This window comes from Microvirga antarctica, assembly GCF_017921815.1.
GTDB lineage: Bacteria > Pseudomonadota > Alphaproteobacteria > Rhizobiales > Beijerinckiaceae > Microvirga > Microvirga antarctica.
In genome coordinates this window covers 23,187-37,758 of the sequence record NZ_JAGEMM010000005.1, presented here as the reverse complement: position 1 = coordinate 37,758, position 14,572 = coordinate 23,187, and the positions used below count along the sequence as shown (strand labels likewise).

Annotated in this window: 8 protein-coding genes; 6 read left to right on the top strand and 2 right to left on the bottom strand. The window is 68.5% G+C overall.

From position 1 onward, the window contains the following. Positions 1 to 197 precede the first annotated feature (197 nt). From J4G32_RS15045 to trxA, 6 genes are all read left to right on the top strand, one after another. Positions 198 to 2,792: a sensor histidine kinase gene (locus J4G32_RS15045; RefSeq protein ID WP_210496147.1), complete on the top strand. Its 2,595-nt coding sequence runs from the start codon at positions 198 to 200 to the stop codon at positions 2,790 to 2,792. A gap of 48 nt (positions 2,793 to 2,840) precedes the next feature. After that, a complete protein-coding gene (gene tsaE / locus J4G32_RS15040; RefSeq protein WP_210496607.1) occupies positions 2,841 to 4,406 on the top strand; it encodes a tRNA (adenosine(37)-N6)-threonylcarbamoyltransferase complex ATPase subunit type 1 TsaE in 1,566 nt (521 codons plus the stop codon). 14 nt (positions 4,407 to 4,420) lie between these two features. After that, complete coding sequence (locus J4G32_RS15035) at positions 4,421 to 5,155, top strand: nucleotidyltransferase family protein (RefSeq protein WP_281413579.1); 735 nt, start codon at positions 4,421 to 4,423, stop codon at positions 5,153 to 5,155. Beyond that, the gene (gene addB / locus J4G32_RS15030) at positions 5,152 to 8,313 is read left to right on the top strand and encodes a double-strand break repair protein AddB (RefSeq protein ID WP_210496146.1); all 3,162 of its coding nucleotides are present in this window, start codon (positions 5,152 to 5,154) and stop codon (positions 8,311 to 8,313) included. Before J4G32_RS15035 ends, addB begins: the two co-directional genes overlap by 4 nt. Further along, positions 8,310 to 11,753, top strand: coding sequence for a double-strand break repair helicase AddA (gene addA, locus J4G32_RS15025; protein WP_210496145.1), 3,444 nt, complete (start codon positions 8,310 to 8,312; stop codon positions 11,751 to 11,753). The genes addB and addA overlap by 4 nt, the downstream gene beginning before the upstream one ends. A 102-nt stretch (positions 11,754 to 11,855) precedes the next feature. Continuing rightward, complete coding sequence (trxA, locus tag J4G32_RS15020; protein WP_210496144.1) at positions 11,856 to 12,176, top strand: thioredoxin; 321 nt, start codon at positions 11,856 to 11,858, stop codon at positions 12,174 to 12,176. A 68-nt stretch (positions 12,177 to 12,244) separates the two neighbouring features. On the opposite strand, the gene J4G32_RS15015 is transcribed toward trxA, so the two are convergent. Both J4G32_RS15015 and accD read right to left on the bottom strand, forming a co-directional pair. Continuing rightward, on the bottom strand, positions 12,245 to 13,570 hold the full coding sequence (locus J4G32_RS15015; RefSeq protein WP_210496143.1) for a bifunctional folylpolyglutamate synthase/dihydrofolate synthase: 1,326 nt from the start codon (positions 13,568 to 13,570) through the stop codon (positions 12,245 to 12,247). 67 nt (positions 13,571 to 13,637) lie between these two features. Beyond that, the gene (accD, locus tag J4G32_RS15010) at positions 13,638 to 14,498 is read right to left on the bottom strand and encodes an acetyl-CoA carboxylase, carboxyltransferase subunit beta (protein WP_210496142.1); all 861 of its coding nucleotides are present in this window, start codon (positions 14,496 to 14,498) and stop codon (positions 13,638 to 13,640) included. Between the last annotated feature and the right edge of the window lie 74 nt (positions 14,499 to 14,572).

The window sequence follows — 14,572 nt, the reverse complement described above, 5'->3', positions numbered from 1 at the left end:
CCGGTCGGTTTAAGCCGCCCTTAACCCTCTTCCTGGCGGAGTCACCGGTGGTCTAAGGTGGGGGCGATTCGTTCCGATCCGTCGAATGTGCCCGGTCGGCGGTCCAGTTCATCGCGTCACGAGCGTCCCGCCGGCAGCAAAGCCGGCCCGCGTCACGAAAAACGCCCCATACGGGGTTCCAAAGGAGTCGTTGGAGAATGCGCGGCACGGTCTGGCGCGGGGAGCACCCTCGCAGAGGGGGGACGGCGGCGAGACGGCTCGTGGCCTGCGCGCGGACGACGCTGTCCGCCACGCTTCTGGCCGGATCGTCCTTCAAGGCGCTGGCCCTGGACATCGCCATCCCGTTCACCGGCCGCACCCTGGCGGTGCCCGACAAGCCGGGCGATCTCGCCCGGGTTCTCCAGCGTCTCGACCTTCACAACGCCTATTTCGGGCTGTTTCTCGGCCTCGTGGCGTTCTCGGCGGCCGCCGCAGTCCTGCTGGTGCGCGAGAAGCGTCTTGGGGCCCGGCGCGAGCGGGCGCTGCGGGCGGAGATTGCCGAGCTGCGCGGGGCGGACGATCTGGCGCGGCTTCTCATGGGCTCCGAGCGGCAATTGCTGGTGAGCTGGCAGGGCCGCGACGGCGAACCCCGTTTCGAGGGCGATCCGTCTCTCGTGGCAGACGGTGCGCCGGCCCAGCGGGCGCTGGCCTTCGGCGCCTGGCTCAGCCCCACCGACGCGGCAGCGGTCGATTCCGCCCTCGATCGTCTCAAGCAGCGCGGCGAGGCCTTTCGCCTGACCGCCCGAGCCTCCGGCGACCGCTTCATCGACGTCGAGGGACGCACGATCGGCGGCCGCGCCATCCTGCGTCTTCGAGACGTCACCGGCGACCGGGCCGAACTGCTGCTCGGACGCGCCGATCTTTCGGCGGCCCAGGGCGATCTGCTGGCCATGACGAGCCTGCTCGACGCGGTCGCGCATCCGCTCTGGATTCGCGACGGGGACGATGTGCTGGTCTGGGCGAACCACGCCTATCTGCGCTCGGTCGAGGCGGCCGACATCGCCGATGCGACGAACCGTTCGCTCGAACTCTTCGACCGCTCGACCCGCGAGGAGGCCGGGCGCAAGCGCAAGGCCGGCGCGACCTATGCGGCCCGCGTCACCACGGTGATGGCCGGCAAGCGCACGGTCCTCGACGTGGTCGAGCGCCCGACCGGCACCGGCAGCGCGGGCATCGCCGTCGATGTGTCGGAACTCGAGGCGGTGCGGATCGACCTGCAGCGCCAGATGGACGCGCAGCTGCGCACCCTCGACCAACTCCCGACCGCCGTGGCGATTTTCGATGCCGGCCAGAACCTGATCTTCAGCAATGCGGCCTACCAGCAATTGTGGAGCCTCGATCCGGCCTTCCTCGCCTCGCGGCCGAGCGACAGCGAGGTGCTGGATCGCCTGCGCACCGCCCGCAAGCTCCCCGAGCAGGCGGATTTCCGCGCCTGGAAGGCCGATATCCTGTCGGGCTACCGGGCGGTGGAATCCAACGAGACCTGGTGGCACCTGCCGGACCGGCGCACGTTGCGGGTGGTCGTCAATCCGAACCCGAAGGGCGGCGTCACCTACCTGTTCGACGATGTCAGCGAGCGCGTGCAGCTCGAATCCCAGGTCACCGCGCTGACCCGCGTCCAGAGCGAGACGCTGGACACCCTCAAGGAAGGCGTCGCGGTGTTCGGCTCCGATGGCCGCCTCAAGCTGCACAACCGCGCCTTCGCCGATTTATGGGAGCTGCCCGCATCGCTGACGACCGAGCATCCGCACATCGATGCGATCATCCGCGCCTGCCGCCGCCTCGCGCCGCAGGACGAGATCTGGGTCGAGTTGCGCGGCGCCGTCGCGGGACTGGCGGATTCGCGCACCGGGATGGATTGCCGGATGGATCTCAGCGACGGTTCGGTGCTCGAATGCGCCGCCCAGCCGCTGCCGGACGGCGCGACGCTGCTGACCTTCATCGACGTCACGGCCAGCGTCAGCGTGGCGCGCGCGCTGACCGAGCGCAATGACGCCCTCGAACGCGCCTCGCGCCTGCGGGACGAGTTCGTCCACCACGTCTCCTACGAGCTGCGCTCGCCGCTGACCAACGTCATCGGCTTCGCCCAGCTCCTGGGCGACGAGACGGTCGGGACGCTCAACCCGCGCCAGCGCGACTATGCGGATCACATCATGCGCTCCTCGGGCGCGCTGCTGGCGATCCTGAACGACATCCTGGATCTCGCCTCCATCGATACCGGCTCGCTCGAACTGAGTCCGGAACTGGTAGACATCCGCTCAACGATCGAGGCCGCCATGCGCGGGCTCGAGGACCGCCTGGCCGAGGCGTCCCTGCGCGTCGATATCGACGTGCCGGACGATATCGGGTCCTTCACCGCCGATGGAAAACGCATCCGGCAGATCCTCTTCAACCTCCTGTCCAATGCGGTCGGCTTCTCGTCTCCCGGCCAGACGATCCGGGTGCTCGCCCGCAAGCGCGGCCCGGAGGTGATGTTCGAGGTCAAGGACGAAGGGCGCGGCATCCCGCCGGAGGTGAAGGCGCGCATCTTCGAGCGGTTCGAGAGCCACACGCTGGGCACGCGCCATCGCGGCGTGGGCCTCGGCCTGTCTATCGTGCGCTCCTTCGTGGAGCTGCACGGGGGCCGGATCGAACTCGTGTCGGCGCCTGGCATGGGCACGACCGTCACCTGCACGTTTCCGGCCGAACGCCATGAATCGCCGTCGGATGGCCGATCCGCTCAGAATGCGCTACCACCGCTCGCCGCCGAATAAATTGACCGGCCGCTCCACATTCGACGAAGGTGAGACAGATTGGACCTCATGCACGCGCAGGATTCATCGCAGCCCGGTTGGACGATCTCGCTGGACGACCATGCGGCGACGGAGCGTTTCGCCCGGATTCTCGTGGACGAACTGCGCGCTGGCGATCTCGTCACGCTGTCGGGCGGCCTCGGGGCCGGCAAGACGACGCTGGCGCGCGCGCTGATCCGGCTCCTCGCGGAGGACCCCGATCTTGAGGTTCCAAGCCCCACCTTCACGCTGATGCAGACCTACGATTCGCCCGCGTGTCCCATCGTGCACGCGGATTTCTATCGTCTGGGCGGCGGTCAGGAGCTGGTTGAACTCGGCTGGGAGGACGCGACCGACGCCGCCATCACGCTGGTGGAATGGCCGGAGCGCGCCGACGACGCCTTGAAGGCGGAACGGCTTCACATCACGCTGGAATTCGCGCCCGGCACCGCCGGCCGTGGCCGCATCGTCTCCTTGAGCGGGTCCGGCTCCTTTGCTGCCCGCCTTCGCCGTCTGCGGGCCTTTCAGGGGCTGGTGGAGCAGAGCGGCTGGGCCGATGCGACGCGCGCGCCCATGCCGAGCGACGCCTCCGTGATTCGCTCGTATGAGCGTCTGGTGAAGCCGCGCGGCGACACCGCGCTTCTGATGATTTCCCCGCCGCGGCCGGTCGGCCCGCCCGTGCGCCGGGGCCGTCCCTACACCACCATCGCGAAGCTCGCCGAGACGGTCCACGCTTTCGTCGCCATGGATCGCGGCCTGCGGGCACTGGGGCTGAGCGCGCCTCGCATCTATGGCGAGGATCTCGAGGCTGGTCTTCTGCTGGTGGAGGACCTTGGCGCCGAGCCCGTCGTCGACGAGGCCGGCCCCATCCCGGAGCGCTATGCGGAAGCGACCCGGCTTCTGGCCAAGCTTCACACCAGCGCGCTGCCGCATGTGCTGCCGGTGACCGAGGGCCAGGAGCATGCGCTTCCGCCCTACGATCTCGAGGCCCTGCTCATCGAGGTCGAGCTGCTGACCGACTGGTATGTGCCGCACATCATCGGCACCCACCTGTCGGGCTCGGCCCGGGCGGAATTCGTCAATATCTGGACCGAAACCCTGCAGGAAATCCTGGCTGCGCCCGCCACCTGGACCCTGCGCGACTACCATTCGCCCAACCTGATCTGGCTGCCGGAGCGCGAAGGGCTCGCGCGGGTCGGCCTCATCGATTTCCAGGATGCGGTGCTGGGCTCGCCCGCCTACGACGTCGCTTCCCTGCTGCAGGATGCCCGGCAGACCGTCCCGCCCGATCTCGAACTCAAGCTCATCGGCGTCTATGCGCGCGAGCGCCGCGCGGTGGATCCGGGCTTCAACGTGGCGGCTTTCGCCCGCGCCTACGCCATCATGGGCACCCAGCGCGCCACCAAGATCCTGGGCATTTTCGCGCGGCTCGACCGGCGCGACGGCAAGCCCCATTACCTGCGGCATCTGCCGCGCATCGAGGCCTATCTCATGCGCAATCTCGCCCATCCGTCGCTCTCCAAGCTGAAGGCATGGTATGAGAATTACCTGCCGCGGCTGATCCCGCATCCGGACGATTCGCCCCCCGCCGCCTGAACCCGAGCCGCCCCTTGTCCCCCATCCTGCTGAACGCCCCCACCACCGCCATCGTGCTTGCCGCGGGTCTCGGCAAGCGCATGCTCCCGCTCACCGCCACGATGCCGAAGCCCCTCGTCAAGGTCGGTGGCCGGACGCTGATCGATTTCGCCCTCGACCGGCTGGATGAGGCCGGGATGGATGTGGTGGTGGTCAATGTCCACCATTTCGCCGACATGCTGGAGGCGCATCTCCGGCAGCGCCGGAGCCCGGCCATCGTCATCTCGGACGAGCGCGAGGCGGTTCTCGAAACCGGCGGCGGCGTCAGGAAGGCCCTGCCCTTGTTGGGCGGCGCACCGTTCATCACCTTCAATTCGGATTCGATCTGGGTCGAGGGCGGAAGGCCCAATCTCGGGCGGCTGATCGCGGCCTGGGACCCGGACAGCATGGACATCCTGATGCTGATCGCGCCGCGCGAAACCAGCGTCGGCTATGACGGCATGGGCGATTTCAGCATGGCGGCGTCGGGCCGCCTCGCGAGAAGGCCATCCGGCGGCAGCGTGCCGTACGTGTACGCGGGCGTTGCCATCGTGAAACCCGAATTGGTCCATGGCAGCCCCGAAGGGCCGTTCTCGGCCAATCTCTTCTACGATCGGGCGATCGCCCGGGACCGCCTTTATGGTCTGCCGCTCGACGGGCAATGGCTGCATGTGGGCGAACCGCACGCCATCGCCGAGGCGGAAGTCTGCCTGTCCGCCGGGGTGCGATGAGGGAGCAGGCCGCGCACGTCTTCTCCATCGCGCCGGGCAGCCCCTTTCTGCCGACCCTCGTCGATGCGCTGTTCGACGGCCGCCTTGTGGGAAAACTGGGCGACGATCCGGCGGCGCTTGCCGATATCACCATCTATGTGCCGACCCGCCGGGCGACGCGGGCGCTGATTGCGCTCCTGGCCGAGCGCGGCGGCGGACGGGCGCAGCTTCTGCCCCGCATCGTGCCGCTCGGTGAAGCCGACGGGGCGGAGTTCGAATTGTCGGGGCTGGAGGGCACGCCGCTTGAGGGGGCGGCTGCTCTCAAGCCCCCCATTCCGCCGCTCGAACGGCGGCTGATCCTGACCCGCCTGATCCAGCGCTGGTCGGCCGAGGTCGACCGCACCCTGCTGCAACTCGGCCCCGACGTCCCGTTCCTGGTGCCGGGCTCGCCTGCCGATGCGGTCAATCTGGCGGCCGATCTCGAAACCCTGATGGATTCCTTCACCACGGAAGGGATCGACTGGCAGGCCCTCGACCGCGCCGTCGAGGCGGATTTCTCGGAATATTTCCGCATCACCCGCAACTTCGTGCAGATCGTCAGCGAATACTGGCCGCAGATTCTCGCCGACCGTCAGGCGAGCGATCCGGCCGTCCGGCGCGGCGCGCTGATGGACGCGGAAGCCCGGCGGCTCACCCGCGATTGCCCGTCAACGCCGATGATCGTGGCGGGCTCGACCGGCTCGATTCCCGCCACCGCCAATCTCATGGCGGCCATCGCCCGCCTGCCCCGGGGCGCGGTCGTGCTGCCGGGGCTCGACACCGATCTCGACGACGAGAGCTGGGCCATGATCGGCGGCCTGGGCGACGAGGATACCGACCCGGTCCATACCCACCCGCAGGCGATCCTGCGGCGGCTGGTCGAATCCCATCTCAAGGTCGCGCGCGCCGACGTCGTGGTGCTGGGCGACCCGCAGGAAGGCGCCAGGGCCCGGCTCCGGGTCCTGTCCGAGGCCCTGCGCCCGGCCTATTCCACCGACCGGTGGTCGGCGATACCCACCGATGAGCGCCTGGCCCTCAGCGCTGCGGGATGCGACGGCCTTGCCGTGGTGGAGGCAGCCGACGAGCGCGAGGAGGCGCTTGCCATCGCGGTAGCCCTGCGCGAGGTGCTGGTCGATCCGCACCGGACCGCAGCCCTGGTCACCCCCGATCGGGCGCTGGCCGCACGGGTTTCGGCCGAGCTCGACCGCTGGGGGATCGCGGTCGAGGATTCGGCCGGCTGTCCGCTCTCCGACACCCCGGCGGGGCGGCTCGCCCGCCTGGCGGCTGATGCGGCGGCCGACGATCTGCGGCCCCTGTCGGTGCTGGCCCTGCTGGCGCATCCGCTGTTCCGCCTCGGATGGCCGCGCGAGACCGTGGAGCTGGCCTCCTCGGTTCTCGAGATCGGCGTCCTGCGGGGTCCTGCGCCGGGCGAGGGCCTGTCCGGCATGCGGGCGACGCTTGCGGTCAATCGCGCGGACACAAGCCGTCGTCTGCCGCGCGCCCGTCGGAATCTGTCGCCAGAGGAGTGGGATCTGGCCGATGCCCTGCTGGAGCGGCTGGAAGCCGTCTTTTCGGAATTCTCGCCTTTGACCAAGGGCGAAGACGACCTCGACCTCATCGCCCTGACAGAGGTTCATCGCAGCGCGGTGGAACAGCTTGTGGCCGGGCCCGAATCCGAACCGGAGGCGGGACGGGACGATCCCTCGCTCGAGGCGCTGTGGGGGCTGTTCGATGACCTCGCCCTGTCGGAGATTCGCGCCGAGGACGATCAGCCGCTGGTCGGGCGGTTTGCCGATTATCCGGCCTTCTTCACCACGCTCGCCCGGCAACTGACCCTCAGCCCGTCACCAAAATCGACCCACCGGCGCATCAAGATCCTGGGGCTGCTCGAGGCGCGGCTGCTGTCGGTCGACCGCATGGTGCTGGGCGGACTGGACGAGGGCACCTGGCCGCCGCGCACGATCACCGATGCGTTTCTCAACCGTCCCATGCGCGCCCGTGTCGGCCTCGCCCCGCCGGAGCGCCGCATCGGCCAGACCGCGCACGACTTCGTGCAGGCCCTGGGCACCCGGGATGTGATCATGACACGGGCGCAGAAGCGCGACGGCTCTCCCATGGTGCCGTCGCGATTCCTCCAGCGGCTCAAGGCCTTCACCGGTGAGGCCACCTGGGCGCGCGTCACGGAAGAGGGCGCGCGCTATCGGCACTGGGCGCAACAGATCGACCGGCTTCCCCCAGCACCGCCGCTCCGCCGGCCCCGGCCCCTTCCCGATGCCGCGCTCTTTCCGCGCGCGCTCAGCGTGACGGAAATCGAGATCCTGGTGCGCGATCCCTATGCGATCTTCGCCCGGCACATCCTGAAGCTCGATGCGCTGGACGGGATCGCGGTGGCGCCGGGGGCCGCCGACCGGGGGACGATCATTCATGACGTGCTTGGCGGGTTTGCCCAGGCCCACCCGCGCGCCCTTCCGGCCAACGCTCTCGAGGATCTGCTGGCTCGCGGCGTTGCGGAGTTCGCGCCCGTCGCAAAAGCGTTCCCGGAACTTCATGCCGAGTGGTGGCCGCGCTTCGTGCGGCTGGCGACCGATTTCGTCCAGTGGGAAAGCGCCCGCCGCCCCGATCTCGTAGAGGTCTACGCGGAATGCGCGGGCGCGCTCGCCATTCCGCTGGCCGACGGGACGATCTTCACCCTGCGGGCGCGCGCCGACCGGATCGAACATCGCCGCGATGGCTCCTTCATCATCGTCGATTTCAAGACCGGGCAGCCGCCCGGATTGCGCGAAGTCTATGCGGGTTTCTCGCCACAGCTGACGCTGGAGGCCGTCATGCTGATGCGGGCCGCCTTCAAGGGCCTGCCGCGGGCGCGCGAAGCACCCGATCTTCTCTACATGCACACGACCGGCGGCCGCCAGCCCATGGTTCCGCGGCGCATCGAGCCGACGCGGGACGAAACGCGGCCGGTCGCCAAGATCATCGACGAGCATGCGCGCCGGTTCGAGGGCATGATCGCCCGGTTCGCCCGGGGCGAGGCGCCCTATCTGTCGCGGCCGTTCCCGAAATATGCGCGCCGCTATTCGGATTACGACCATCTGGCGCGGGTCAAGGAATGGTCGCTGGTGAGCGGCGAGGGGCTCGAATGAGGAGCGATCTCGTCATTCCCGACTACACCAGGGAGGCGCAGCGCCGCGCCGCCGATCCGCGCGCCTCGGCGTGGGTGTCGGCCAATGCGGGCGCGGGCAAGACCAAGGTGCTGACCGACCGCGTGGTGCGGCTGCTGCTCGACGGCTGCGCCCCCGGCCGCATCCTGTGCCTGACCTTCACGAAGGCTGCGGCCGCCAACATGGCGATCCGCGTGTTCGAGCTGCTCGGCAAGTGGGTGACGCTCGACGACGAGGACCTGGTGACGGAACTCACCGAACTCGAAGGAAGGCCTCCGACGCGCGCGCAGGTGCGGCTTGCCCGGACCCTGTTTGCCCGGGCCGTGGAGACGCCGGGCGGGCTCAAGATCGACACGATCCATGCCTTCTGCGAGCGGCTGCTGCATCTGGTGCCGTTCGAGGCCAATGTGCCGGCGCGGTTTTCCGTGCTGGACGAGAACCAGACCGCCGAAATGCTGGCGACCGAGACCGCAAACGTGCTGGCCGATTCGGCAAGCGGGGCCTATCCGCAGCTTCACGACGCGCTGGCGATCGTCAGCGTCGAGGCGGCCGGCGATAAGCTCTCGGCAGCCTTGAGCGCGGCACTTCGCTGCAAAGCGTTCCTGCGGCAGGAAGGCGGCGTGGCGGTAGGCCTCAACCGGCTTCGCGGGGCGCTGGGCCTGGGCCATGGCGAGGATGTCGCAACGGTCGAGCACGCCATGCTGGAAGGCGGCATCCCGCCCGCCGAATGGCTGGGCCTTGCGGCCGAGCTGCGCACCGGAAAGGCGACCGACGAGGCTCGCGCGTCCGGCCTTTCGGCGGCTTTTGGCGCCCGCGCCCACGACGAGCGGCTCGCCCATTATCTCGACGTGTTCTTCACCAAGGATAGAACCCCGCGCAAATCCTCGGCCTTCCTCACCAAGGCCGTGCCCTTGTCCGTGACCGAGCGGATGCTCGCCGAGCAGACCCGCCTTGTCGGGCTGCAATCGAAAGCGAAAGCCGCGCTGGCCCTCCAGCGGACCGCGGCCTTGTTCACGTTGGCGGCCGAGATCGGCGCGCGGGTCGATCAGGCCAAGGCCCGGCATGGGGCGCTCGATTTTCAGGACCTCATCGACAAGACCCTGGCCCTGCTGTCGCGGGGCGATGCCGCGTGGGTGCTCTACAAGCTCGATCGCGGAATCGACCATGTGCTGGTGGACGAGGCGCAGGACACCAATCCCGAGCAATGGGAGATCCTTGATCGCATCACGGCCGATTTCACGGCGGGCGCCGGGGCCGGCGGCACGCGGGTCCGCACGCTGTTCGCGGTCGGCGATCCCAAGCAGTCGATCTACGGTTTCCAGGGTGCGGACCCGCAGGAATTCGAGGCCAGCCGGAAGAAGTGGAAGCGCAAGCTGGATGCTGCCGAACTCGCGTTCGCGGATGTGCGCCTGACCCTGTCGTTCCGCTCCACGCCGGCCGTTCTGTCGGCGGTCGATGCCACCTTCGCGGTCGAGTCGCATTTCAGGGGCCTGTCGTTCGAGGATCAGGCCATCGGGACGGTGCATGAGAGTGCCCGGCCGCAGGTGCCGGGACTCGTCGAGTTGTGGCCTGTCGTCACGCCGCAGGACGAGGACGAGCCCGACGCCTGGGTCCTACCCGTGGACGCGCCCGAGCAGCATGCGCCGCCGGTCGTGGTGGCAGGTCGCATCGCCGATCTCATCAAGCGCGCCATGACCATCGGCGACGAGACCGGGCGGCTGTGGCGGGCCGGCGAGGTGCTGGTGCTGGTGCGCAAGCGCGGCGCCGCGTTCGAGGCGGTGATCAGAGCCCTCAAGGAAAAGGGCGTACCGGTGGCGGGCGCCGACCGGCTCAATATCGGCGAGCACATCGCCGTCATGGATCTCGTGGCGGCGGGCCGCGCCGCGCTGTTGCCGAACGACGACCTGACGCTGGCCACCGCGCTGAAATCGCCCCTGGTGGGCCTGACCGACGACGATCTCATCCGCATCGCGTCCTCCCGCGGCGACAGCGAATCCCTGCTCGCCGCCCTTGAGCGGCACGCTCTCGATCGTGACCCGGCCGCCGCCCGCGCCTGCGAGAGCTTGCGCCAATGGCGGGAGCTTGCCCGCGAGCGCGGTCCGTTCGGGTTCTTCGCCTTCCTGCTCGGTCCCCTCCGTGGGCGGGCGCGGCTTGTGGCGCGTCTCGGCAGCGAGGCCGGGGACGCCATCGACGCGTTCCTGTCGGCCGCCCACCAATCCGAGGCTCTTTCCACGCCCTCGCTGGTGACGTTTCTCGACCGTTTTGAGTCCGCGGACCACACCATCAAGCGCGATCTCGAGTCGACCAACGACGAGGTGCGCGTCATGACCGTGCACGGCGCCAAGGGGCTGGAAGCGCCCATCGTCATTCTGTTCGACGGCTGCACCGTGCGCGGCGCCGATCCCGTCCTGCTGCAGGTGCCGACCGTCTCCGGCAGGACGCTCCCGGTCTGGTCGCCCGGGAAGGCATACGATTCCGATGTGATCGCGGCGGCGCGGGCGGTTCTGCACGACAGGGCCATGGAGGAGCATAACCGTCTCCTCTACGTGGCCATGACGCGGGCCAAGGACAGGCTGGTGGTGGCCCCCTATCTCACCGCCGGCAAGACTGTCGCGCCGCAGGCCTGGTCGGAGATGATCCGCCTTGGGCTGGGCCTCAAGCCGGGTGCTCTCGAGGACAGCGAGGGCCCGTTCGGCCCGGTCTCCACCTGGCGCGACGGGCCACCGGCGACCCCAGGGACGGCCGATCCCACGCGGGAGGATGTCGTCTGTGCGGACGTGCCTGGCTGGCTTGCCAAAAAGGTCGTGCCCGAGCCGGAGCCGTTACCGCCGATCCGCCCGTCGAGCGCGCTGGGAGCAGCCGACAGGCTCACACGGCCAGGGGACGGACCCTATGCGCCCGAGGCGAGGCTACGGGGCACGATCGTCCACGCGCTGATCGAACGCCTGCCAGATGTCCCGCCCGAGCATCGGCACGCATTGGCGCTCGGCTTTGTGAAGGCGCGGGCGCCCCGGCTTGCGCCATCCCTGCGCGACGCGTTCGCCAGCCATGCGCTGAGCGTGCTGCAGCATCCGGATCTGGCCCCCCTATTCGCCCCTGGATCTCGCGCCGAGGCGCCCATTGCCGGACAGGTGCTGACGTCTACCGGCACGCTTTTCGTCTCGGGCCAGATGGACCGGCTGGCCGTGCGCGACACCGAGGTGCTGGTGGCCGATTTCAAGACTACGGCCCGCCCCCCTCGGGAGGGCGCACCTGTGCCTGCCGCATATGTCACCCAGATGGCGCTGTATCGGGCCCTGCTGCAGGAGATCTATCCCGACAAGCGGGTGCGCGCCTTCCTGGTCTGGACAGCCGGTCCGGTGGTGCATGAATTGCAGGATGGGGTGCTCGACGCCGCACTGTCGGGCCTCAACGCCGCGTGAGGCGCGACCGGTCCTGCTTGATTCCGGGGGAGCCGGTTCTTACGTTGGCATCAATGCCCGCGGCTCGCTGCTGAGTCGCGTCCAAAAGCAAAGGTGACTGACATGGCGACCGTAAAGGTAACCGATTCCAGCTTCGGCGAAGACGTCCTCAAGTCCGCTGAGCCTGTCGTGGTGGATTTCTGGGCCGAATGGTGTGGCCCCTGCCGCATGATCGGTCCGGCCCTTGAAGAGATTTCGGCCGAAATGGGCGGCAAGGTGAAGATCGTGAAGCTGAACGTCGACGAGAACCCGCAGGTCTCGTCCGAGTACGGCATCCGCTCGATCCCGGCCCTGATGATGTTCAAGGACGGCAAGGTGGTGGCCCAGAAGATCGGCGCCGCACCCAAGGGCGATCTCGCCAAGTGGATCCAGGCCTCCGCCTGAACCCGGTTCTCGACCGATGGACGTTTGAAAGGGGCCGCAAGGCCCCTTTTTCATGCGCGGCCCCTCTCTCAGTGCGGCAGGGTTCCGTTGGCGGCGAGCACTTCGCCTGCGAGATAGAGCGACCCGCAGATGAGGATGCGCGGCGGCCGGTCCCAGACATAGTCGTGCAGCGAGGCGAGCGCTGATTCGACGCTCGCCTGGACCGAGGTCGTCAGGCCGACTTCTGCGGCGATGGCCGCCACCTCGGCGGCCGGGCGGGCGGCGATCTGGCCGCTGATCGGCACCGCGATGACCTCGCGGGCAAGGCCGATGAAATTGCGGAAGAAGGCATCGGAATCCTTGGTGCCCAGCATCCCGACGATGAGCACGAGGGGCGCATCCTTGCGCTCGCTCTGGTCCGCCATGGCGGCGGCCAGCACCCGTCCGCCATCGGCATTGTGGCCGCCATCGAGCCACAACTCGCTGCCGTCAGGCGCGAGACCCGGTAGCCGGCCCCGCGAGAGACGCTGCAACCGGCCGGGCCATTCCGCATTGGCAAGGCCGGCCTCGAAGGCTGCGGTCTCGAACTGCTCGAAGCCTGCTGCGCGCAGGGCCGCGATGGCGGTCCCGGCATTGATATATTGATGGCGGCCGATGAGCCGCGGCCGGGGCAGGTCGAGCAGGCCCTTCTCGTCCTGGTAGACGAGCCGCCCGCTTTCCTCGTGAACCGAGAAATCCTGCATGCCGACGATGATTGGCGATGCGCCAATGCGCTCGGCCTCCTGGCGCAGGGTCTGATCAGCCGCAAGATAATCCTGGGCGGCGATCACCGCCGGACAGCCGCGTTTGAAGATCCCGGCCTTTTCGCCCGCGATGCCCTCGAGTGTGGTGCCCAGATATTCCGCATGGTCATGGCCGATGGAGGTCACGACCGCGGCAGCCGGGCGATCGATCACGTTGGTGGCGTCGAACCGTCCGCCGAGCCCGACCTCGAGCAGCAGCACGTCCGCCGGCTCTTCGGAAAACAGCAGGATCGCCGCCGCTGTGGTGATTTCGAACACCGTGATGGGCAGCCCGGCATTTACCGCCTCGCAGCGGCGGAACGCTTCGACCAGCCGGTCTTCCTCGACATAATGCCCGCCGCCGAACCGGCCGAGGCGGATGCGCTCGTGAAACCGCACCAGATGGGGCGACGTGTAGACATGCACCGCCAGGCCCGCGGCTTCCAGGATCGCCCGCATGAACGCGATGGTCGATCCCTTGCCGTTGGTGCCCGCCACATGGATGACCGGGGGCAGGCGGCGTTCGGGGTGGCCCAACTGGCCGAGCAGCCGCTGGATGCGTCCCAGCGACAGATCGATGGTCTTGGGATGCAGCGCCAGGAAGCGCGCGATCAGCGCATCGGAAGAATCCATGCGAATAGCCCCCTGTCGCAGGGTCCGGCCCCAGCCGGGACCGCCGAGGCGACTTTTGTGCGAGACGTCAGGCGGCGATCGCCGGCCTCTTGGTGAAGAGGCCCGCAAGGCGCGCCACCGTGGCTTTGATGTCGTGCCGGTGCACCACCATGTCCACCATGCCGTGGTCCTTGAGGTACTCGGCCCGCTGGAAGCCGTCGGGCAGCTTTTCGCGGATGGTCTGCTCGATGACGCGCGGCCCCGCAAACCCGATGAGCGCGCCGGGCTCGGCGATATGGACGTCCCCCAGCATCGCGTAGGAGGCGGTAACGCCGCCCGTGGTCGGGTTGGTCAGCACCACGATATAGGGCAGGCGCGCCTCGCGCAGGCGGCGGATGCCGACGATCGTGCGGGGCATCTGCATGAGGGACAGAATGCCCTCCTGCATGCGCGCGCCGCCGGAGCCGGCAAAGAGAATGTAGGGGGTCTGCTTTTCCAGCGCGGTCATGGCACCTTTGACGAAGGCCTCGCCTGCCGCCATGCCGAGGGACCCGCCCATGAAGCCGAAATCCTGCACCGCAACCGTCATCGCGATGGACTCGACTTCGCCGAAACCGACCCGGAACGCATCTGGCTGGCCGGTCTTGGCGCGCGCGTCCTTCAGGCGGTCCACATAGCGCTTCTCGTCACGGAACTTGAGCGGGTCGACCGCCACCTCGGGCAGGGTCACATCCGTCCAGGTGCCGCCATCGAACATGAGGCCGAGGCGCTGCGTCGCCGAAATGCGCATGTGGTGGTTCGAACCGGGAATGACCCACTGGTTCGCCTCGACGTCCTTGTGGAACACGACCTGCCCGGTATCCGGGCACTTGATCCAGAGGTTATCGGGTGTCTCGCGCTTGAACAACGTCTTGATCTTCGGTCGAACGACTTCGGAGATCCAATTCATGTCTTTGTCCTTTCGCGTCGTTGCGGACCGGGTCCGGCTCCGGCGCCCTTGGGGCGGCGCGCGTGGATGACCGG